Source organism: Pseudomonas sp. P106(2024) (genome assembly GCF_057480815.1).
In genome coordinates, this window is record NZ_JBLIYU010000003.1 from 228,820 (window position 1) to 249,861 (window position 21,042).

Annotated in this window: 22 protein-coding genes; 12 read left to right on the forward strand and 10 right to left on the reverse strand. The window is 65.4% G+C overall.

What is annotated here, in order from left to right; genetic code table 11:
- Window position 1 precedes the first annotated feature (1 nt).
- Window positions 2–400, reverse strand: coding sequence for a hypothetical protein (locus AC25M7_RS07200; protein WP_486970896.1), 399 nt, complete (start codon window positions 398–400; stop codon window positions 2–4).
- 135 nt (window positions 401–535) lie between these two features.
- On the opposite strand from AC25M7_RS07200, the gene earP reads away from it, so the two are divergent.
- Window positions 536–1,669 (forward strand): elongation factor P maturation arginine rhamnosyltransferase EarP, encoded by a 1,134-nt coding sequence (gene earP / locus AC25M7_RS07205; RefSeq protein WP_084941794.1) that lies wholly within the window; start codon window positions 536–538, stop codon window positions 1,667–1,669.
- A gap of 48 nt (window positions 1,670–1,717) precedes the next feature.
- Window positions 1,718–2,287 carry an elongation factor P gene (gene efp, locus AC25M7_RS07210; protein WP_062573262.1) on the forward strand — a complete coding sequence of 190 codons (570 nt, stop codon included), beginning with the start codon at window positions 1,718–1,720 and terminating at the stop codon, window positions 2,285–2,287.
- 108 nt (window positions 2,288–2,395) lie between these two features.
- On the opposite strand, the gene AC25M7_RS07215 is transcribed toward efp, so the two are convergent.
- From AC25M7_RS07215 to AC25M7_RS07225, 3 genes are all read right to left on the reverse strand, one after another.
- On the reverse strand, window positions 2,396–2,824 hold the full coding sequence (locus AC25M7_RS07215) for an organic hydroperoxide resistance protein (protein ID WP_027596038.1): 429 nt from the start codon (window positions 2,822–2,824) through the stop codon (window positions 2,396–2,398).
- A 130-nt stretch (window positions 2,825–2,954) separates the two neighbouring features.
- Window positions 2,955–3,410 carry a MarR family winged helix-turn-helix transcriptional regulator gene (locus AC25M7_RS07220; RefSeq protein WP_062361615.1) on the reverse strand — a complete coding sequence of 152 codons (456 nt, stop codon included), beginning with the start codon at window positions 3,408–3,410 and terminating at the stop codon, window positions 2,955–2,957.
- Window positions 3,411–3,465: 55 nt separating this feature from the next.
- On the reverse strand, window positions 3,466–4,422 hold the full coding sequence (locus tag AC25M7_RS07225; protein WP_069017510.1) for a LysR family transcriptional regulator: 957 nt from the start codon (window positions 4,420–4,422) through the stop codon (window positions 3,466–3,468).
- Between the two features lie 117 nt (window positions 4,423–4,539).
- Here AC25M7_RS07225 and AC25M7_RS07230 point away from each other — a divergent pair, with 117 nt between their 5' ends.
- Entirely contained in the window at window positions 4,540–5,289 is a 750-nt protein-coding gene (locus AC25M7_RS07230) for a sulfite exporter TauE/SafE family protein (protein ID WP_062361630.1), read from the forward strand.
- A gap of 116 nt (window positions 5,290–5,405) precedes the next feature.
- Here AC25M7_RS07230 and AC25M7_RS07235 read toward each other — a convergent pair whose 3' ends face one another.
- Entirely contained in the window at window positions 5,406–6,257 is an 852-nt protein-coding gene (locus AC25M7_RS07235) for a LysR substrate-binding domain-containing protein (RefSeq protein WP_486970897.1), read from the reverse strand.
- Window positions 6,258–6,353: 96 nt separating this feature from the next.
- Between AC25M7_RS07235 and AC25M7_RS07240 the strand changes: the two genes are divergently transcribed.
- Together AC25M7_RS07240 and AC25M7_RS07245 are read left to right on the forward strand one after the other, a co-directional pair.
- Window positions 6,354–6,572, forward strand: coding sequence for a DUF1127 domain-containing protein (locus tag AC25M7_RS07240; RefSeq protein WP_062361634.1), 219 nt, complete (start codon window positions 6,354–6,356; stop codon window positions 6,570–6,572).
- Window positions 6,573–6,648: 76 nt separating this feature from the next.
- Window positions 6,649–7,869, forward strand: a complete 1,221-nt coding sequence (locus tag AC25M7_RS07245) for a winged helix-turn-helix domain-containing protein (protein ID WP_062361636.1) — start codon at window positions 6,649–6,651, stop codon at window positions 7,867–7,869.
- Here AC25M7_RS07245 and AC25M7_RS07250 read toward each other — a convergent pair.
- Window positions 7,850–9,196: a class II 3-deoxy-7-phosphoheptulonate synthase gene (locus tag AC25M7_RS07250; RefSeq protein WP_028691729.1), complete on the reverse strand. Its 1,347-nt coding sequence runs from the start codon at window positions 9,194–9,196 to the stop codon at window positions 7,850–7,852. The genes AC25M7_RS07245 and AC25M7_RS07250 overlap by 20 nt on opposite strands.
- A 116-nt stretch (window positions 9,197–9,312) precedes the next feature.
- Between AC25M7_RS07250 and AC25M7_RS07255 the strand changes: the two genes are divergently transcribed.
- Together AC25M7_RS07255 and AC25M7_RS07260 are read left to right on the forward strand one after the other, a co-directional pair.
- The gene (locus AC25M7_RS07255) at window positions 9,313–10,068 is read left to right on the forward strand and encodes a spermidine synthase (RefSeq protein WP_028691728.1); all 756 of its coding nucleotides are present in this window, start codon (window positions 9,313–9,315) and stop codon (window positions 10,066–10,068) included.
- Window positions 10,069–10,387: 319 nt separating this feature from the next.
- Complete coding sequence (locus AC25M7_RS07260; RefSeq protein ID WP_028691727.1) at window positions 10,388–12,064, forward strand: DEAD/DEAH box helicase; 1,677 nt, start codon at window positions 10,388–10,390, stop codon at window positions 12,062–12,064.
- A 110-nt stretch (window positions 12,065–12,174) separates the two neighbouring features.
- Here the strand turns inward: AC25M7_RS07260 and AC25M7_RS07265 are convergent, their stop codons facing one another.
- Window positions 12,175–12,927 carry a DODA-type extradiol aromatic ring-opening family dioxygenase gene (locus AC25M7_RS07265; RefSeq protein ID WP_197866848.1) on the reverse strand — a complete coding sequence of 251 codons (753 nt, stop codon included), beginning with the start codon at window positions 12,925–12,927 and terminating at the stop codon, window positions 12,175–12,177.
- A 101-nt stretch (window positions 12,928–13,028) separates the two neighbouring features.
- Between AC25M7_RS07265 and AC25M7_RS07270 the strand changes: the two genes are divergently transcribed.
- Window positions 13,029–13,679 (forward strand): thiopurine S-methyltransferase, encoded by a 651-nt coding sequence (locus tag AC25M7_RS07270; RefSeq protein WP_182323007.1) that lies wholly within the window; start codon window positions 13,029–13,031, stop codon window positions 13,677–13,679.
- Window positions 13,680–13,764: 85 nt separating this feature from the next.
- On the opposite strand, the gene htpX is transcribed toward AC25M7_RS07270, so the two are convergent.
- Both htpX and AC25M7_RS07280 read right to left on the reverse strand, forming a co-directional pair.
- Entirely contained in the window at window positions 13,765–14,652 is an 888-nt protein-coding gene (gene htpX, locus AC25M7_RS07275) for a protease HtpX (RefSeq protein WP_028691724.1), read from the reverse strand.
- A 219-nt stretch (window positions 14,653–14,871) separates the two neighbouring features.
- Window positions 14,872–16,083 (reverse strand): pyridoxal phosphate-dependent aminotransferase, encoded by a 1,212-nt coding sequence (locus tag AC25M7_RS07280; protein ID WP_028691723.1) that lies wholly within the window; start codon window positions 16,081–16,083, stop codon window positions 14,872–14,874.
- Window positions 16,084–16,250: 167 nt separating this feature from the next.
- On the opposite strand from AC25M7_RS07280, the gene msrB reads away from it, so the two are divergent.
- Window positions 16,251–16,646 carry a peptide-methionine (R)-S-oxide reductase MsrB gene (gene msrB, locus AC25M7_RS07285; RefSeq protein WP_028691722.1) on the forward strand — a complete coding sequence of 132 codons (396 nt, stop codon included), beginning with the start codon at window positions 16,251–16,253 and terminating at the stop codon, window positions 16,644–16,646.
- 12 nt (window positions 16,647–16,658) lie between these two features.
- On the forward strand, window positions 16,659–17,147 hold the full coding sequence (locus tag AC25M7_RS07290) for a glutathione peroxidase (protein ID WP_069017516.1): 489 nt from the start codon (window positions 16,659–16,661) through the stop codon (window positions 17,145–17,147).
- Here AC25M7_RS07290 and AC25M7_RS07295 read toward each other — a convergent pair.
- Window positions 17,137–19,491, reverse strand: coding sequence for a response regulator (locus AC25M7_RS07295; protein ID WP_028691720.1), 2,355 nt, complete (start codon window positions 19,489–19,491; stop codon window positions 17,137–17,139). The genes AC25M7_RS07290 and AC25M7_RS07295 overlap by 11 nt on opposite strands.
- 103 nt (window positions 19,492–19,594) lie before the next feature.
- Here AC25M7_RS07295 and AC25M7_RS07300 point away from each other — a divergent pair, with 103 nt between their 5' ends.
- Together AC25M7_RS07300 and AC25M7_RS07305 are read left to right on the forward strand one after the other, a co-directional pair.
- Complete coding sequence (locus AC25M7_RS07300; RefSeq protein ID WP_028691719.1) at window positions 19,595–20,482, forward strand: ATP-binding protein; 888 nt, start codon at window positions 19,595–19,597, stop codon at window positions 20,480–20,482.
- A complete protein-coding gene (locus tag AC25M7_RS07305) occupies window positions 20,483–20,965 on the forward strand; it encodes a GAF domain-containing protein (RefSeq protein WP_028691718.1) in 483 nt (160 codons plus the stop codon).
- Window positions 20,966–21,042: the final 77 nt, after the last annotated feature.

The following is a 21,042-nucleotide window of genomic DNA, read 5'->3' on the forward strand; positions in this document are numbered from 1 at the left end:
GTCAGTAGCAGAACTCCAGCACGTTGGCCTGGCTCTTGTCGGTCGGCGCGGTGCGGTTCTGCTGCAGCCAGAACTGGCACTTGGGGCTGTTGAGGTTGCGCGGGTTGCCTTGGGCAGCCTCGGCGGCCTGTTGCAGTTCCTGCTTGTGCAGGATCTCTTTGTAGTGCTCGAACATCTGCGCCTGGGCGTCGGCCGGTTGTGCTGGCGCGCTAGCAGGCGCAGGCTGGACCACGGCGGGGACGGCGGCCTCGACCAGCGGCTGCACCTGTGCCGGCCACAGGCGCAAGGCCAGCCACAGGCTCAGGGCGATGGCCACGGCGCCGAGCCACAGGCCCAGGGCGACGCACAGCACCAGTTTCACGGGGCTGAGGGTGATCTTCAATTCGCGGGGGCGGGGCATGGCGGCCTCCTGGCAGGCAGGTTAGTGGGGGCCATTCTCGCATGGCGCGACAGGTTTTTTCAGCGCCGCGCTTTTGCTGGCGGGCAAATATCCGCAAAATCCACGGTCTTTTTTCGCAGGTAACGGAACGTGGCGATGAAAACCACCTGGGACATCTTCTGCACGGTCGTCGACAACTATGGCGACATCGGCGTCACCTGGCGCCTGGCGCGCCAGCTGGTGGCCGAGCACGACCTGGCGGTGCGCCTGTGGGTGGACGACCTGCAGGCTTTCGTGCGCCTGTGTCCCGAAGCCGATGGCGGCGCCGCGCAGCAATGGCAGCAGGGCGTGGAAGTGCGCCACTGGCCGGCGGACTGGCAGGCGCTGGCGCCCGCCGACGTGGTGATCGGCGCCTTCGGCTGCCGCCTGCCACCGGCCTATGTCGAGGCCCTGGCCACGCGCCAGCCGCGCGCGCTGTGGTTGAACCTCGAGTACCTCAGCGCCGAGGACTGGGTCGAAGGTTGCCATGGCCTGACCTCGCCCCAGGGCAATGGCCTGCGCACGGTGTTCTTCTTTCCAGGGTTCACCGAGGGCACCGGCGGGCTGCTGCGCGAAGGCCCGTTGCTGGCGCGGCGTGACGCGCTGCTGGGCGACTCGGCCACGCGCCAGGCTTTCCTCGCCGGGCTCGGCGTGCACGCGCAGCCCGGCACGCGGCTGATTTCACTGTTCGCCTATGAAAACGGCCAGTTGGGGAGTTGGCTCGATGCCATGGCCCAGGACGACGTGCCCAGCCATCTGCTGGTGCCCGAGGGGCGCATCCTGGCCGATCTGCGCGCCTGGCTGGGCGAACCCGGCTTCGGCGTAGGCGATGTCCGCCAGCAGGGCGCGTTGACGTTGCAGGTACTGCCGTTCGTCAGCCAGGACGACTACGATCGCCTGCTCTGGTGCTGCGATTTCAACGCCGTGCGCGGCGAGGACTCGTTCGTCCGTGCGCAGTGGGCGGGCAAGCCGCTGCTCTGGCACATCTACGTACAGGATGAGAACGCCCATTGGGAAAAACTCGAGGCGTTCCTGGCGCATTATCGCCAGGGCCTGTCGGAGGCGGCGGGCGACGTACTGGTGGAATTGTGGCGGGCCTGGAACATGGACCGCGACATGGGCGCGGCCTGGCGCGGGGTGCTGCGGCACTTGCCGGAGCTGCAACGGCATGCCGACCAATGGTGTGCGGTTCAGGCCGCTCGGCCGGACCTTGCCACGACGCTGGTACAGTTTTACCGAAATTCGCTATGATACGCGGCCTCGATTTTTATAAATCCATCCAGATTCGGATATTGCGTAATGAAAACTGGTAAAGAGCTGAAACCCGGTACCGTACTGCGGATCGACAACGACCCGTGGCTGGTCCAGAAAGCCGAGTTCACCAAGTCCGGTCGCAACAGCGCGATCATGAAGACCAAGCTGAAGAACCTGTTGACCGGCTACAAGACCGAAACCGTCTACTTCGCCGACGACAAACTGGACGACGTGATCCTCGACCGCAAGGAAGTGACCCTGTCCTTCATCAGTGGTGATGCGTACACCTTCATGGACACCACCGACTACACCATGTACGAACTGAACGCCGAGGACATCGACGCCGTTCTGCCGTACATCGAAGAAGGCATGCAGGACGTCTGCGCCCTGACCATGTACGAAGAGAAAGTGGTTTCGGTAGAACTGCCGACCACCATCAGCCGTCAGGTCGTCTACACCGAGAACGCTGCTCGCGGCGACACCTCGGGCAAGGTCATGAAGCCTGCCAAGCTGGCCAACGGTACCGAAGTACAAGTTGCCGACTTCATCGAAATCGACGAGATGATCGACATCGACACTCGCGATGGCTCCTTCAAGGGCCGTTCCAAGAAGTAATCCTTCTTGCGATGAGCACGAAAAACCCGGCCTCGGCCGGGTTTTTTTGTGTCTGTGGAACCGTGCCGCCTTCATCGCGGGGCAAGTCGCAGCGGCGCGATGGCGTCCTCAGACAGTCACATGCAACCGCACATCCACATTGCCGCGGGTGGCGTTGGAGTAAGGGCAGACCTTGTGCGCCTTTTCCACCAGCCCTTCGGCGTCGGCCTGGGCCAGGCCCGGCAGGTTGATGTGCAGGTCGATGTCCAGGCCGAAACCGCCCGGGATCTGGCCGATGCCGACGTTGGCGGTGATCGACGCATCCGCAGGCAGGGCCTTTTTCTCCTGGCCGGCGACGAACTTCAGCGCGCCGATGAAGCAGGCCGAGTAGCCGGCGGCGAACATCTGCTCGGGGTTGGTGCCGTCACCGCCTGCGCCACCCAGTTCCTTGGGGGTGCTCAGCTTGACTTCCAGCTTGCCGTCGCTGGAGCGGGATTTGCCATCACGACCACCGGTGGAGGTGGCTTCTGCGATGTACAGCGGAGTGACCTTTTGCATCTTGAGCCTCGCTTGAGTGCTGCGCGCCGTCGGCGCTGAGTGGGTATGAATTTAATTTAGCGCGCAATTATTTAGTGCGCAAGCTAAATAATCGACCATTCATCCGAACAGCCATCTCACAGCTTAGACGTCAGAGGTTTTCTTGCAGCTGCGCACGCAGGGCGACCAGGTCGGCCTGCAGCTTGCGTAGCTGCTCGGCGCTGTGGCCGCTGGCCTGCAGGATGCACTGCGGCACGCGCTGGGCCTCGGCCTGCAGGGCGCGGCCCTGGTCGGTCAGTTGCACCAGCACCACCCGTTCATCCTCACGGCTGCGGCTGCGCTTGAGCAGACCCTCGCTTTCCAGGCGCTTGAGCAGCGGTGTCAGCGAACCGGGGTCGGTGAGCAGGCGCTGGCTGATCTCGCCCACGGTCAGGCCGTCCTGTTCCCACAAGACCAGCATGGCCAGGTATTGCGGGTAGGTCAGGCCCAGTGCCTGCAGCAGGGGCTTGTAGACCTTGGTCATCAGCAACGAGGTCGAGTGCAGGGCGAAGCAGACCTGGTTGTCCAGCAGCAGCGCGTCGCAGGGGGCTTGGGTGTCGGCGTTCATGCAGGTCCTTGGAATCGGTAAGGGTTAAAATCTAGCACGCCAAAGCTTGGTGCGCTCATTGCCAGCGCAGCTCGCTTCTCAGCGCCAGGTCCCAGGGCGGCACCGGGCTGAAACGGCTCTTGAGGAATTCGAGCAGCAAGCGGCTGCGAGAGTTCGTTTCATGTTCCAGACGCAGGGCATAAATGCCGCTGGTCTCGGGCTCCGGCAGGCCGTTGTCGCAGAACAGCGGGAGCAGTTCGCCGCGCAGCAGGTAGTCGCTGATCAGCCAGGTGGGTAGGTGTGCGACGCCCAAGCCGGCCAGGGCGCCGAACAGCAGGGTCTCGGCGTTGTTGGCGGCCATGCGCATGCGCGCCGGGCGGTACAGGCGGGTCTGGCCGTCGACCGCGAAGCGCCAGGCGAACGGCGGAGCCAGTCCGTCCCAGTCGAGGCCGTCGTGCCCGGGTAGCTCGCTGGGGCAGGCCGGCACCCCGCGGCTGGCCAGGTACCCGGGGCTGGCACAGGCGATGCGCACCATGTAGGCCAAGGGCGTGGCCACCAGGCGGGTGTCGGCAAGGGGGCCGGCGCGCAGCACCAGGTCCACCTCGCCCAGGTGGCTGCCGTGCAGGTCGACGAAGCTGTCGATCAGGCGCAGCTGCACGTCGAGCCCGGGATAGGCCACCAGGAAGTCGGCGATGGCCGGGGCCAGGTGGCGACGGCCGAAGGCGGCTGGTGCGTCGATGCGGATCAAGCCTTCCGGGGCATTGCTCAATGAAACCGCCTCGGCGCGCGCCAGGCGCAGCTCCTCGATGATGCGCCGGGCCCGCTCGGCGAAGGCGTTGCCGGCCGGCGTCGGGCGCACGGCGTGGGTGCTGCGCGAGAACAGGCGGCTGCCAACCGCGCTTTCCAGGCTGTCGATGCGCCGCGCCACGGCGGAGGGCGTCAATGGGTGGCGCCGGGCGGCGGCGGAGAAACTGCCGGTTTCCAGCACGTCGAGGAACAGGCTGAGTTGTTCGGTGAGGATGTCGGGGCTCATGGCGGCTCGGTGCTTGTGCGAAATGCGCAAAGCCATTGTGCGCTGCTATGCGTTTCCCCGCCAGCCGTGACTGGCTAGCATGCCCTCATTCTCTGAAAGCAGGCGGATGAGGCGCTGATGATCGAGTGGGTGATGTATATCGTGCTGGGGGCCGCGCTCGGCACCTTGGGTGGGCTGTTCGGCATCGGCGGCGGGTTGATCGCCATTCCGGCGCTGGGCGTGCTGTTCGGCCTTGACCAGCAGTTGGCCCAGGGCACCGCCCTGGTGATGGTGGTGCCCAACGTGCTGCTGGCGCTGTGGCGCTACCACCAGCGCAACCGCATCGAGCTGCGCCATGCTGTGCCGTTGTCGCTGTGCAGCTTCGTGTTCGCCTGGCTGGGGTCGATCTGGGCGGTGGGCATCGATGCCCAGTCGATGCGTCTGTACTTCGTCGGTTTTCTGGTGGCGCTGGCGATCTGGAACGTGGCACGGATGTTCCTGCCGGTGCGACCGCCGAGCAACCAGCTGCGTTATCCGTGGCCCTGGCTGGGCGTGCTGGGCAGCTTCGCCGGGACCATGGGCGGGCTGTTCGGCGTGGGCGGGGCGGTGGTGGCCACGCCGATCCTGACCTCGGTGTTCGGCACTACCCAGGTGGTGGCCCAGGGGCTGTCGCTGGCATTGGCGGCGCCGAGCACCATGGTGACACTGTTGACCTACGGGGTGCACCAGAGTGTCGACTGGGGCATCGGCGTTCCGCTGGCCGTGGGTGGGTTGCTGAGCATCAGTTGGGGAGTGAAGCTGGCCCATGCGTTGCCGGAGAAGGTCTTGCGCACGCTGTTCTGCGGGTTTTTGGTGGTGTGTGCGGTGATGCTTGGGTTCGAGCTGTAGGCGCAGTCTGCCTGATCGCGGGGCAAGTCGCATCGGCGCACCGCCGCTCCCACGCTTGATCACTCGTGGGAGCGGCGGTGCGCCGATGCGACTTGCCCCGCGATAGTTTTGACGTGTTACTTGAACCCTTCGACGATGTACTCGGCCATGCAGTCGGTGATCGGCGAATGCTGCTGGTCGTTGCGCAGCAGCATCACATTGGCCATGTGCAACTGCGGCAGGCCTTCGTCCGCGCCGAGGATGCGCAGGTCGCCACCGATCAGGCTCTGCAGCTGCGCGGTCACCGCCAGGCCGGCATGCACGATGGCGAAGATCGCCGCCAGGCTCGGGCTGGTGTAGGCGATGCGGTACTCGATGCCCTCGCGCTCCAGGGCATTGCAGGTCCAGGCGCGGCAGAAGCAGTCGGTGTTGAACAGCGCCAGCGGCATCGGCCGCTGCTCGTGGGGGCAGAAGCCTTTGGCCGCGGCCCACACCAGGCGCTCCTGGCGCAGCAGCTGGCCAACTTCGTTGCCCGGCTCGCGGGTGACGATGGTCAGGTCCAGGTCCTGGCGCAGCATCAACTGCTTGGACGAATCGCAGTGCACCTCGACATGGATCAGCGGGTACGCCTGGGCGAAACGGGTGAGGATGCCCGGCAGGTAGCGCATGGCGTAGTCGTCCGGGGTGCCGATGCGCACCACGCCGACCATGTGCGGCATGCGCAGGGTGTTGAACACCTCGCCGTGCAGCTTGAGGATACGCCGGGCATAGCCCAGCAGGACCTGGCCCTCGGCGGTGAGGCGCACCTGGCGGCCGTCACGCTCGAACAGCTGGCGCTGCAGGATGTCCTCTTCCAGGCGCTTCATCTGCATGCTCACCGCCGACTGGGTGCGGTTGACCACCTCGCCGGCGCGGGTGAAGCCGCCTTGCTCGGCGATGGCGACGAAGGTGCGCAGCACGTCCGCGTCGAGACTCTGATACTGGGACATGGCATCAATCTCCGAGATGCATGGCATCAGAAACATTCGTTGGATTGATCTTAGGCCTGGGCAGAGACTGGAGCCATCCACACGGAGGGCGTCAAGATGAAAGGTCATTTCAACGTTGCTCACCAGCCTGGGTCTACCCTCGGCCACCTGTTGCACGATGTCGGCGGGCGGCTGCTGCGCTGGTACGAACTGCACCGCCAGCGCGATGAACTGGCGCGCCTGAGCGATGCCACGCTGCACGACCTGGGGTTGTCGCGGGCTGATATCCAGCAGGAGGCCGACCGGCATTTCTGGGAAGACCCGCTGCGTAAATGAAGAGGGCTACAATCGCCGGACAAACCTGTCCGGCGATTGCGTCTTTACTGTCTGAACATCAGACGGAGCCCACTGCATGTCCCTCAGCCTGTCCCTCGCCCAGGCCCGCCGCCTGGCCTTGTCTGCCCAGGGCTTCGGCAAGTCGCCCGGCGGCCCGCCGACCCTTGCCAGTCTCACACGCATGTTCCAGCGCCTGGGCGTGGTGCAGATCGACTCGGTCAATGCCCTGGTGCGCTCCCACTACCTGCCGCTGTTCTCGCGCCTGGGCGACTATCCGCGCGACCTGCTCGACCAGCTCGCCTGGGGCCAGCGCCGCCAGCGCCGGTTGTTCGAATACTGGGGCCATGAAGCATCGTTGCTGCCGCTGACGTTGTACCCGCTGATGCGCTGGCGCATGGCCCATGCCGCCGACGGCAAGGGCATCTACCGGCAACTGGCCGCGTTCGGCCGCGAGCGGCGCGAGGTGATCGAGCGGGTACTGGCGGCGGTTCGCGACCAGGGCGCGCTGGGCGCGGGCAGCCTGTCCACCCGCGAGGAGCGCGCCGGCCCCTGGTGGGACTGGAGCGAAGAAAAGCATGCGCTGGAATGGCTGTTCGCCGCCGGCGAGGTCACCGTGGCCGGGCGTCGCGGGTTCGAGCGCCTGTACGACCTGCCCGAGCGGGTGCTGCCGGCGACCCTCCTAGAGCAGGCCCAACCCAACGAGGCCGAAGCGCACCAGGGCTTGCTGCTGCACGCCGCGGTTGCCCTGGGCGTGGCCACCGAACAGGACCTGCGTGATTACTTTCGCCTCTCGCCGCAGCAGAGCAAGGCCGCCCTGGCCGTATTGGTCGAGGACGGGCGCCTGCAGGCCTGCACGGTGCAGGGTTGGAAACAACCAGCCTATGTCGCGGGCGTGCCACGGGTTCCCCGGCGCATCGAAGCCAGCGCCTTGCTCTCGCCTTTTGATTCACTGGTCTGGGCGCGTGAGCGTACCGAGCGCCTGTTCGACTTCCGCTATCGCCTTGAGATCTACACCCCGGCGCACAAGCGGGTGTACGGCTACTACGTGCTGCCGTTTCTTTATCGGGAGCGCATTGCCGCGCGGGTGGATCTGCGCGCCGAGCGCGCCCACGGGCGGTTGGCGGTGCATGCAGTGCACGAGGAACCGGCAGGGCTGGACGGGGAAGGGTATCTGGCGCTGGCGGCCAACTTGCAGCGGCTAGCCGCCTGGCTGGGGCTGGAGAGGGTGCAGCTCAACTGCCCCCGCGCCGAGGGCAGCCGGCTGCGTCAGGCGTTGCTCAGCGGCGTACCTGCTTGAGGGTTTCGGCGATCAGGAACGCCAGCTCCAGCGATTGGTCGGCGTTCATCCGCGGGTCGCAGTGGGTGTGATAGCGGTCGGACAGTGCATCTTCGGTGATCGGCCGGGCGCCGCCGATGCACTCGGTGACGTTCTGCCCGGTCATCTCGATGTGGATACCGCCGGCGTGGCTGCCCTCGGCCTGGTGCACCTGGAAGAACTGCTTGACCTCGTCGAGGATCTGCGCGAAATCGCGGGTCTTGTAGCCGCTGCTGGCCTTGATGGTGTTGCCGTGCATCGGATCGGAGCTCCACAGCACTTGGCGCCCCTCGCGCTGCACGGTGCGGATCAGCCCCGGCAGGTGGTCGCCGACCTTGCCGGCGCCCATGCGCACGATCAGGTTCAGGCGGCCCGGGTCGTTGTCCGGGTTGAGCACGTCGATCAGGCGGATCAGCTCCTCGGGGTTCATGCTCGGGCCGACCTTGACCCCGATCGGGTTGTGCACGCCGCGCAGGAACTCGACATGGGCGCCGTCGAGCTGGCGCGTGCGGTCGCCGATCCACAGCATGTGCGCCGAGCAGTCGTAGTAGTCGCCGGTCAGGCTGTCGCTGCGCACGAAGGCTTCCTCGTAGTTGAGCAGCAACGCTTCGTGGGCTGTGAAGAAGCTGGTTTCACGCAGTTGCGGCGCGGTGTCCAGGCCGCAGGCGCGCATGAAGGCCAGGGTCTCGTCGATGCGGTTGGCCAACTGGTGGTACTTGTCGGCCAGCGCCGAGTTGGCGATGAAGTCCAGGTTCCACTTGTGCACCTGGTGCAGGTCGGCAAAGCCGCCCTGGGCGAAGGCGCGCAGCAGGTTTAGGCTGGCGGTGGCCTGGTGGTAGGCCTGCAGCAGGCGCTCGGGGTCGGGGACGCGACTTTTTTCGTCGAAGCCGATGCCGTTGACGATGTCGCCGCGGTAGGCGGGCAGGGTGATGTCGCCGATGGTCTCGTCGTTGGCCGAGCGCGGCTTGGCGAACTGGCCGGCCATGCGCCCGACCTTGACCACCGGGCAGCCGGCGGCAAAGGTCATGACAATGGCCATCTGCAGCAGCACCTTGAAGGTGTCGCGGATCTTCGCCGCGGAGAACTCGGCGAAGCTCTCGGCGCAGTCGCCGCCCTGCAGCAGGAACGCCCGGCCCTGGGTCACCTCGGCGAACTGCCGGCGCAGCTCGCGGGCTTCGCCGGCGAACACCAGCGGCGGGTAGCTGGCCAAAGTCTGCTCCACCTTCAGCAGGTGTGCGGCGTCGGGGTAGATCGGTTGCTGCTGGATCGGCAGGGCGCGCCAGCTGTCAGGGGTCCATTGTCGGGTCATTGCAAGCTCTATCCATAAGTGTCGTTAAGGCCTGCCGGTCATGGTACGCCCGGGTGTGCTTGTTGCACCACCGGCATTGGCGGACAATGGGCCTTTTGCGCGGGCAGGTGGTAGGGATGGCGACGGAGCGGGAAGAGCGGCTGCTGGCACGGGTCGAGGACGCCTTTGGCGTCATCAGCGTCTACGAGGTGGATGACTATCGCTTCCTCGAGTTCGGCGACGCCATCGAGCAGAGCTGCACCTTCACCGCCGACCCCAGCTGGCTGGAGTACGACTACACCCGCGCCATGCTGGTCGGCGCGCTGTGCCACGGGCAGCCGGAGAGCGCGCTGTTCCTCGGCCTTGGCGCCGGCACCCTGACCCAGGCGTGCCTGAAGTTCCTGCCGCTGGAGGATGTCGAGGCCATCGAGCTGCGCCCTGATGTGCCGCGTCTGGCCATGGAGTACATGGGCCTGGACGACGACCCGAGGCTGTATGTGCGGGTGGGCGACGCCCTCGAACTGCTGTCCAGCGCGGAGAAGGCCGACCTGCTGTTTGTCGACCTGTATACCGACTATGGCCCCGGCGTCGGCCATCTGGCCTGGGGTTTCCTTGAGAACTGCCAGAAGCAGCTCAACCCCGATGGCTGGCTGGTGATCAACCAGTGGGCCGGGGACGACGGCAAGCCGTTGGGCGCGGCCTTGTTGCGTGGGTTGTATCACCGGCATTACTGGGAGCTGCCGGTGAAGGAGGGCAACGTGATCCTGCTGGTGCCGGCGGACCTTGAGCAGACGCTGGACATCGATGCCGTGCGGGCGCGAGCCGCCGCGCTGGCGCCACGTTTGGGCTATTCGCTGGAGTACCTGATCAAGGCCATCCGTCCGGCGACCTGATCCGGATGTACGCGTCTGCAGGGAAACGATTCAGCCTGGATCCAATGTGAGTCTGGATCTTCGAAATATTTCTCACAACTCACGGCTATTTCGGGTATAGTACGCGCCGGTCTTTTAGCGGACCTCAAAATCAGGTGGTGCAAATCCTCCGAATCCAGCTTCGGCTGCGCGTCCGCTAGGCGGACCTCCCCAAGACGTTCCTATTTCAATCGTTTTCGCAAATCCCCGCCGCCAAAGCTGCCTGGGTGACCGTTTGGTCTTTCAAGGCATGTGCAGCTTTGGAGCATGGGTCTTTGCGGATGCACCTAGAGGCAGACCCATGACCCAGGAAACCGGCGGATTCGCCGCTCTCGAACTCAATCCGAACATCGTTGCTGCCGTCCTGGCCACCGGCTATGAAGAGCCGTCGGCCATCCAGCAACAGTCGATCCCGATCATCCTCGCCGGTCACGACATGATCGGCCAGGCGCAGACTGGCACCGGCAAGACCGCTGCCTTCGCCCTGCCGATCCTCAACAAGATCGACGTGAGCAAGCGCGAACCGCAAGCCCTGATCCTGGCGCCAACCCGTGAGTTGGCGCTGCAAGTAGCCACCGCTTTCGAAACCTACGCCAAGCAGATGCCGGGCGTTAACGTGGTGGCCGTGTACGGTGGTGCCCCGATGGGCCCACAGCTGCGTGCCATTCGCAATGGCGCACAGATCGTCGTCGCCACCCCGGGCCGCCTGTGCGACCACCTGCGCCGCGACGAGAAAGTCCTGTCCACCGTCCAGTACCTGGTGCTCGACGAAGCCGACGAAATGCTCAAGCTGGGCTTCATGGATGACCTCGAAGTGATCTTCGATGCCATCCCTGCCACCCGCCAGACCGTGCTGTTCTCCGCCACCCTGCCGGCCTCGATCCGTGCCATCGCCGAGCGCCACCTGCGCGAGCCGAAGCACGTCAAGATCCAGAGCAAGACCCAGACCGTGACCGCGATCGAGCAGGCCCACCTGATGGTCCACGCCGACCAGAAGATCCCGGCCGTGCTGCGCCTGCTGGAAGTGGAAGAGTTCGATGCGCTGATCGCCTTCGTGCGCACCAAGCAGGCTACCCTGGACTTGGCCGCCGCCCTGGAAGCCAAAGGCTACAAGGCTGCCGCGCTGAACGGCGACATCGCCCAGAACCAGCGTGAGCGCGTGATCGACTCGCTCAAGGATGGCCGCCTGGACATCGTCGTCGCCACCGACGTCGCTGCCCGTGGCCTGGACGTACCGCGTATCACCCACGTGTTCAACGTCGACATGCCGTACGATCCGGAGTCCTACGTGCACCGTATCGGCCGTACCGGCCGTGCCGGTCGCGATGGCCGTGCGCTGCTGCTGGTCACCCCGCGTGAGCGTCGCATGCTGCAGGTGATCGAGCGTGTCACCGGCCAGAAAGTCGCTGAAGCCCGCCTGCCTAACCCGCAAGCCGTGCTGGATGCGCGCATCAAGAAGCTGACCAAGAGCCTGGCGCCGCTGGTGGCCGAGTCCGAAGCCAGCCACGGCGAACTGTTCGACCGCCTGACCGCCGACCTGGGCTGCACCCCGCGTGCCCTGGCCGCGGCGCTGCTGCGCAAGGCCACCAACGGCCAGGCGCTGGACCTGGCTTCGGTGGAGCGCGAGCAGCCGCTGGTGCCGACCTACACCCCGCGTGAGCGTGGTGAGCGCACCGAGCGCGGCGAGCGTCCGGACCGTGGTGACCGCGAGCGCCGCGCGCCGATGCCGCTGGCCGAAGGCCGCGTGCGTTGCCGTACCGCCTTGGGTGCCCGTGACGGCATCGCCGCCAAGAACCTGCTGGGCGCGATCCTCAACGAGGGTGGCCTGGCGCGTGACGCCATCGGTCGCATCCAGGTGCGTGACAGCTTCAGTCTGATCGAGCTGCCGGAAGACGGCCTCGAGCGCCTGCTGACCAAGCTCAAGGACACCCGCGTTGCCGGCAAGCAATTGAAGCTGCGTCGCTACCGCGAAGATTGATCTTGGCGCTGCAATAAAAAATCCCCGGCCTTCTGGCCGGGGATTTTTTTGCCTGGCGATCAGCTGACCCCGATCCCTGTAGGGGCAGCCTCGCGCCCCCCTGGCGCACATCAGTCGAACCGATAGATATCCATCCCCAGCGCCCCCAGCGTAAACCCCTGGTGCACGATGCCAAATCGCCCGCCAGCCCCCATGACAAAGAACAACGGCAAAAGGTGTTCATCACTGGGATGGTTGCGCACCGCAAACGGCGCCTGCCGCCGATAATCCACAAGCCCCGTCTCATCCCCGGCACTCAACCGATCCACCACCCAGTCACGAAACGCCAGCGCCCAGGGCTCGACCGCATCCGGCCCGGCGTGCCAGTCAAGCTCGCCCAGGTTATGGGTGATACTGCCCGAGCCGATCAGCAGGATGCCTTCCTCGCGCAGTGCCGACAGCGCCCAGCCAACCTTCAGTTGCAGATCAGGACCGGCCTGGCTGGGTAGCGACACCTGAACCACTGGAATATCCGCCTCGGGATACATCAGTGAAAGCGGCACCCAGGCACCATGGTCGAAGGGCCGCTGCTCATCCAGTCGGGCCCCCAGAAGTTCGGACAACCGCCTGGCCAGTGCCGGTTCGCCGGGTGCCGGGTACTGCACCGCATACAGCGCCGGCGGAAAACCATGGAAGTCATGCCAGGTCTGCGGCTGCGGGTTGCCCATCACCAGCAGTTCGCGGGTCTCCCAGTGCGCCGACACCACCACGATCGCTTTCGGGCGGGGCAAGGTGCGGGCCAGCGTGGCCAGGGCCGGGCCGCTGGCGCCGGGTTGCAGGGCGAGCATGGGCGATCCGTGGGAGATGAACAGGCTGGGCAGCATGGCGGGGTCCTGGCAGGTAAGATACAGCCATCTTCGATCAGCCTTCGATCAAGATCCAATATAAGTTTTCACAGCCTTTTATCGAAAAACCGGGAGGGATCATGGAGCCAGCGTTCTGGCACAAGCGGTGGGCGGACAACCAGATTGGCTTTCACCAACCGCAGGTGAATCCATATCTGCAGGCGCACTGGCCGACCTTGGGGTTGGCCCCGGGGTCGCGGGTGCTGGTGCCGCTGTGCGGCAAGAGCCTGGACCTGCTCTGGCTGGCCGCCCAAGGTTATCGGGTGCTGGGGGTGGAGCTTTCGCGCAGGGCGGTGGCGGACTTCTTCACCGAGCATGGCTTGGTGGCGCAAATTTCTCGGCACGGTGCCTTCGAGGTGTGGCGCAGCGACGAGGTGGAGCTGTGGTGCGGGGATGTGTTCGCCCTGCGTGCCGAGGATCTGGCGGATTGCGCGGGGGTGTATGACCGGGCGGCGCTGATCGCCTTGCCGGTGGCGATGCGCGAGCGGTACATGGCGTTGCTGGGAGAGCGGTTGCCGGCGGCCTGTCGGGGGCTGCTGGTGACCCTGGAGTACGACCAGGCATTGATCGACGGACCGCCGTTCTCGGTGCCGGACGCCGAAGTGCGGGCAGGTTTTGTCGGGTGGCGGGTCGATGAGGTCGAGGCGCGGGAGATTCTCGACGAGAGTCCGAAGTTTTTGAAGGCCGGTGTGACGAGCCTGCTGGAGCGTGTTTATCGGCTAAGACGCTGAGCTGGCGCTCCCATAGGGGAGGGCGACATGGCAAATAGCAAATAGAAAGGGCGACCGAAGTCGCCCTTTCTTGTTGCTGCCTGGATCAACCGCGACGGCGCAGGGCGTCGATACGGTCTTCCAGCGGCGGGTGGCTCATCAGCAGGCCGGCCAGGCCATGCTTGAGGCCGCCATTGATGCCGAAGGCCTTCAGGGTGTCGGGCATGTGCACCGGCAGGCCCTGTTCCGAGCGCAGGCGCTGCAGCGCGCCGATCATTGCACCGGTGCCGGCCAGGTGGGCGCCGGCTTCGTCGGCGCGGAACTCGCGGCGACGCGAGTACCACATGACGATGATGCTGGCGAGGATACCCAGTACCAGCTCGGCGACGATGGTCGCGATGAAGTAGGCGATGCCGTGGCCTTCTTCGTTCTTGAAGATCACCCGGTCGACGAAGTTGCCGATGATGCGGGCGAAGAACATCACGAAGGTGTTCACCACGCCCTGCACCAGCGCCATGGTAACCATGTCGCCGTTGGCCACGTGGCCGATCTCGTGGGCCAGCACCGCGCGCACCTCATCGGGCGAGAAGCGCTCCAGCAGGCCCTGGGAAACGGCGACCAGCGCGTCGTTGCGGTTCCAGCCGGTGGCGAAGGCGTTGGCCTCGTAGGCCGGGAAGATACCCACCTCGGGCATCTTGATGCCGGCCTCGCGGGACAGCTCCTCGACGGTCTGCAGCAGCCATTGTTCGTGGCGGGTGCGGGGCTGGGTGATGATCTGGGTGCCGGTGGTCATCTTTGCCATCCACTTGGAGATGAACAGCGAGACGAGCGAGCCAGCGAAACCGAACACGGCGCAGAAGACCAGCAGCTGGCCGAGGTTGAGGTCAACCCCGTTGGCCGCCATGAACCCGTTGAAGCCGAACAGGCTCAGGGTAATGCTTGCAACCAGCACCACCGCGAGGTTGGTGGCTACAAACAACAGAATGCGCATCATGGTTGTTACGTTCTCCTGACGGATAAGTTCGTTGCGTACTGCGGGGTATATAAGGGGGAGGGCGCGGCTATTCAACCGGGCGACTATTTCAAACTGTGTACGCGAGGAGTATGGCAGAGGATGCCGAGAGGGCTGTGGGATAGAGCGTTGCAGGATGTAAGGGGGTAGGAGCGGCCGGTCCGACGCCTCGGCAAGGCTCGCTCCTACCTCGGGGCCGTGTTACTGCGAATAGGTCCGCAGGAAGTTACCGATCCGGCCAATGGCCTGTTCCAGGTCATCCACCCGTGGCAGCGTCACCACGCGGAAGTGGTCCGGCCACGGCCAGTTGAACGCCGTGCCCTGGACGATCAGCAGCTTTTCCGACAGCAGCAGGTCAAGCACGAACTTCTCGTCGTTGAAGATCGGGCAGACCTTCGGGTCGATCTTCGGGAACGCGTACAGCGCGCCCATCGGCTTGACGCAGCTTACCCCGGGGATGGCATTGAGCAGCTCGTAGGTGCGGTTGCGCTGCTCGAGCAAGCGGCCCGGTGGCAGCACCAGGTCGTTAATGCTCTGGTAGCCGCCCAGGGCGGTCTGGATCGCGTGCTGGGCCGGCACGTTGGCGCACAGGCGCATGTTGGCCAGCATGTCGATGCCTTCGATGTAGCTCTGGGCGTGATGCTTGGGCCCGGAGATGATCAGCCAGCCGGAGCGGAAGCCCGCCACCCGGTACGACTTGGACAAGCCGTTGAAGGTCAGGCACAGCAGGTCCGGAGCCAGGGACGCGGTGCTGATGTGCACGGCCTCGTCATAGAGGATCTTGTCGTAGATCTCGTCGGAGAACACCACCAGGTTGTGCTGGCGCGCCAGCTCCAGCATGCCCAGCAGCAGCTCCCTGGAGTACACCGCGCCCGTCGGGTTGTTCGGATTGATGATCACCAGGGCCTTGGTGTTCGGGGTGATCTTGGCCTTTATGTCGTCCAGGTCCGGGAACCAGTCGGCCTGCTCGTCGCACAGGTAGTGCACCGGTTTGCCGCCGGCCAGGCTCACCGCGGCGGTCCACAGCGGGTAGTCAGGCGCCGGAATCAGCACCTCGTCGCCATTGTTGAGCAGCGCCTGCATCGACATCACGATCAGTTCGGACACACCGTTGCCCAGGTAGATGTCCTCGATGGTGACGCCTTCGATTTCCTTCTGCTGGCAATACTGCATCACCGCCTTGCGTGCGCTGAACAGGCCCTTGGAGTCGCTGTAGCCCTGGGCGGTGGGCAGGTTGCGGATGACGTCCTGGAGGATCTCGTCCGGCGCCTCGAAACCAAACGGCGCCGGGTTGCCGATGTTCAGCTTGAGGATGCGATGGCCTTCCTCTTCCAGGCGTTTGGCGTGCTTGAGCACTGGGCCGCGAATGTCGTAGCAGACATTGGCGAGCTTGTTCGATTTGCTGAACTGCATGATGAGATCCCGAGTGAGAATACGCGCCGCCCTTGCTCGAAAGGTTTGAAAGGGCGGGAAGCGGGTGCCAGACTGGCTGCCTTGCACACGAAGCCAACTAATATACGTGCCACCCGCGCCAGGGAAAAGCCGGTGCGAGGTGAAAATCAGCCTGCCGAGGTTCCATCATGCAAAAGATCGACAAAACCCTGGACGAATGGCGCGCCATGCTCGATCCGGCCCAGTACCAGGTGTGCCGGCTCAAGGGCACCGAGCGTCCGTTCAGCGGCAAGTACAACAGCGAGCGCGGCGACGGCATCTACCACTGCATCTGCTGTGACCTGCCGCTGTTCGACGCCAAGGCCAAGTTCGATTCCGGCTGCGGCTGGCCGAGCTTTTACGAGCCGATTCAGGAGGCCGCGATGATCGAGATCCGCGACACCTCCCACGGCATGATCCGCACCGAAGTCACCTGCGCCCGGTGCGACGCCCACCTGGGCCATGTATTTCCCGACGGCCCGCCGCCGACCGGGCTACGCTACTGCATCAACTCGGTGTGCCTGGACCTCAAGCCACGCGATTGACGGAGAGCGAACATGGCCGATGCGCTGCTGGACATCCCCTGCGTCACCCTCGGTGGCGAACAGAAAGTGCTGGGCGACTTCGCCGGCAAGGCGCTGCTGGTGGTCAACACCGCCAGCCAGTGCGGTTTCACCCCGCAGTACAAGGGCCTCGAACGCCTGTGGCAAGACTACCGCGACCAGGGCCTGGTGGTGCTGGGCTTTCCCTGCAACCAGTTCGGCAAGCAGGAACCGGGCGATGCCCGCGAGATCGCGCAGTTCTGCGAACTCAACTTCGGCGTGAGTTTCCCGCTGTTTCGCAAGATCGAGGTCAACGGCCCCGGTGCCCACCCGCTGTTCGCCGAGCTCAAGCGCCGCGCGCCGGGCGTGCTGGGCACGCAGAAGATCAAGTGGAACTTCACCAAGTTCCTGGTCGATCCGCGCACCGGCAAGGTCAGCCGCTTTGCCCCGACCACCAAGCCCGAGGCGCTGAAGTCGGCGATCGAGCCGCTGCTCAACCGCTGATCGGCACCCAGTGCTCGATCAGCGCCAGCAGTTCCTCGCGGCGAAACGGCTTGGCCAGGTAGTCGTTCATGCCCGCGGCGCGGCAGCGCTCGCGCTCCTCGGGCATTGCGTTGGCGGTCAGCGCGACGATCGGCAGCTCTGGCCAGCGGCTGCTCTGGCGGATGCGCCGGCTGGCCTCGTAGCCATCCATCACCGGCATGTTGCAGTCCATCAGCACCAGGTCGAAGCTGCCTTGCTCCAGGCTGTCCAGGGCCTCCTGGCCGTGGGCGGCCACCTGCACCTGGCAGCCGAGCTTGCCCAGCATGCCCTTGGCCACCAGCTGGTTCACCGGGTTGTCCTCCACCAGCAGGATACGCGCCCTTAGCTCGCGCGAGGCCGGCACCTCGTGGGGCAGGGGCGCGTTGGGCTCGCCCTGCAAGGTGCGGCGCAGGGTCTGGTACAGAGCGTTGCGCGCCAGGGGGCGGGCCAGTTGTTGCAGGGGCGCCAGCTGCTCGGCCTGCTCGGCGGGCAGGAAATTGCCGTAGGCGGTCACCAGCAGGATTGGCGCCTCGATGGCCGGGCGCAGGTCGAGCACGTGGTCCAGATCGTCGGTGATCAGCAGGTCGACGGCCGTGCCTGTCAGTTCGCTGGCGTTCTCGTGGCGCGCGTATTCCAGCCCCCAGCGTGGCAGCAGCCCCTGCAGCAGCTCGGCCAGGCCGCTGCCGGGGTTGCCCAGGGCCACCACCCGCCCGCTCAGCGGCGCCGGCGGGATCGCCGCGGTGTGCGCCGGTAGCGGCAGGTCGGCGCTGAAGCGGCTGCCGAAGCCGGTTTCGGAATGGATATGCAGATGCCCCTGCATGGCCTGGCACAGGTTGCGGGTCAGGGCCAGGCCCAGGCCGGTGCCGCCATACTGGCGGGTGATGCCGGCGCCGGCCTGGGTGAACGGCTGGAAGATCCGCGCCTGGGCTTCCTCGGGGATGCCGATGCCGGTGTCGCTCACCTCCAGGCGGACGCCGCCGACGATGCTGCTCAGGCGCACGTCGACGCGGCCGAAACGGGTGAACTTGAGGGCGTTGGACAACAGGTTGCTGACGATCTGCCGCACCCGGGTCGGGTCACCCAGCACCGTGCTTGGGAAGTCCGGGGCGACCAGGCAGGTCAGCTCGACACTGGGCGCGGCATTTTGCGACAGCAGGTTGGCGGTGTCTTCGACCATCGCGCCGAGGTCGAACGGAATGCGCTCCAGTTCCAGCTGGCCGGCATCGAACTTGGACAGGTCGAGGATATCGTTGAGCAACTCCACCAGCACCTTGCCCGAGTCGTGGGCGATCGACAGCTGCTGGCGCTGCTCGGGCGCCAGGCCGCTGTCCAGGGCCAGGGCGATCATGCCCAGCATGCCGTTGAGCGGGGTGCGGATCTCGTGGCTCATGTTGGCCAGGAAGGCGGCGCGCGCCTGGGCCATGTCCAGGGCGCGCTGGCGCGCCTCGTCCAGCTCCTGGTTGGACAGGCTCAGGCGGCTGTTGCTGGCCTTGAGCTCGTTGGTGCGTGCCGAGACGATGTCTTCCAGCTCGTTGAGGTACTGGGTCAGGCGGTTCTCGGCGGTGCGCCGCTGCTGGATCTCGGTGGCCATGCTGACGAACTGCTGGTTGGCGACCCGCACCAGCACGCCGATCTCGTCGTTCTCGTGGCCCTTTGGGCAGTCCACCCGGTTCTGCCTGGGCGTGCGCGCATCGTTGCCGCTGAGCGCGCCGATCACCGTCACCAGTGGCTTGGTCAGCATCAGGTAGAACAGCCCCAGGAGGATGCCGGTAAGCACCAGGCTGCGGGCGAAGCCGTTGACCAGGGTGACCCCGGCGCGGTCGAGGAAGCGTGCGCCGAAGGTGTAGGTGTCGACATCCAGGTAAAGGGTGCCCAGGTATTCATCGGGCATATGGGCGAGGAACAGCCGGTCCTGGAACTGGCGCTGCTCGCCGAACAGGAAGTCCGACAGCGCCCGGTAGCGGCTTTCCATGCTGGGGCGCTGCACATCGGCCAGCACCGTGTCGTTGTTGTCGATCAGCCGCGCGCGGATCAGCGCCGGCGATTTCAGCAGGCCGCCGGTCAGCTCCTGGGCCAGTTCCGTGTCGATGTTGTAGGCGATGCGCGAGGCCGTGTCGTGGCTGATCTTCAGCAGTGCCTGAATTTCACGGTTGATGGACGCGTCTTCGCTGGCATAATCGATGCCGATCTGGATGAGACTGAGCAATGTTCCCAGGATGAAGCCGACCAGGACTGTCAACCGGGCTTGCTTGTATGACAGGCGATTGGTGAACTTGATATCCATGGGTCCCAAGCCGGTTACTTGCTCCGTGCGCTGCGCAAGCATAGCCGATCAGCCCTGGCTGCTGGCGGGTCTGTCTGTTCATTTCAGTTGATCGTCGATTAAGGGCCGCTGCGGCCCCAAAAAACTGAAATCAATAGGAGTCGTCATGGACGCCCGTCTCAATGCTTTTCTCGACCGCGCAGAATCCGTCCTCGCCCGCCTCGAACCCCTGCTGCCGGCCCCACGCCCGGACATCGACTGGACCCGTACCCTGGCGGCCCGCTGGCAACGCGACGGCCGCAGCGGCTACCTGATGCCACTGGAGGTCAGCCTCGACATCCGCCTGTCCGACCTGATCGGTGTCGACCAGCAGCGCGAACAGCTGGGCCGCAATACCCACCAGTTCATCAACGGCATGCCGGCCAACCACGCCCTGCTGTGGGGCTCGCGCGGCACCGGCAAGTCGTCGCTGGTGCGGGCGCTGTTGGCCGAGCATGCGGGCCAGGGCCTGCGCCTGATTGAAATCGAGCGCGACCACCTGGCCGACCTGCCACGGGTGGTCGAGCAACTGCAAAAACGTGAACAACGCTTCATCCTGTTTTGCGACGACCTGTCGTTCGAAGCCGGGGAGGGCGATTACCGGGTGCTCAAGAGCGTGCTCGACGGCTCACTGGAACAGGCCCCGGACAACGTGCTGCTATACGCCACCTCCAACCGCCGCCACCTGGTGCCGGAGAAACAGAGCGACAACGAGAACTGGAAGATGGTCGACGGCGAGCTGCACCCCAACGAAGCGGTGGAGGACAAGATCGCCCTGTCCGACCGCTTCGGCCTGTGGCTGTCGTTCTACCCGTTCAGCCAGGAGCACTTCCTCAACGTGGTCGAGCACTGGATCGGCCAGCTGGCGCGCCCGGCCGGGCTGCAGTGGCAGCGCAGCGAAGCGCTCGACATCCTCGCCGTGCGCTGGGCCACCGGCCGCGGTAACCGTAATGGCCGTTGTGCCTATCAGTTCGCCCGCTACTGGGTCGGGCTGCAATTGCTGGAGCAGAAATAAATGATCGACCTCAACGCCAGTGGCCAAGGCCTCGATGGCTACGACTTGCTGGCCGCGCAAGTGCAGGCGCTGTTCGCCGACGAGCGCGACTTCATCGCCAACGCCGCGCAGTTCTCGGCGTTTCTCTACAACCAGGTAGAGGACCTGAACTGGGCGGGCTTCTATATCAACCGCAACGAAGCGCTGGTGCTCGGCCCGTTCCAGGGTCAGGTTGCATGCGTGCGCATCCCGTTCGGTCGGGGCGTATGCGGCGCCGCGGCGGCCACCCGCACGACCCAGCGGGTCGAGGACGTGCACGCGTTTCCCGGGCATATCGCCTGTGATAGCGCGTCCAACAGCGAACTGGTAATTCCGTTGGTCAAGGCCGGAAGGCTGATCGGCGTGCTCGACCTGGACAGCCCGAAGCTGGCGCGCTTCAGCGAGGCCGACCAGGCAGGGCTGGAGCGGTTGGTCGAGGTGTTCCTCGCGTTGACCGATTGCTGAAATGAAGAAGGGGCCTGCGAAGGCCCCTTTCTTTTGGGTCGTGGGAGCGGGCTTGCCCCGCGATAGAGCCAGCGCTG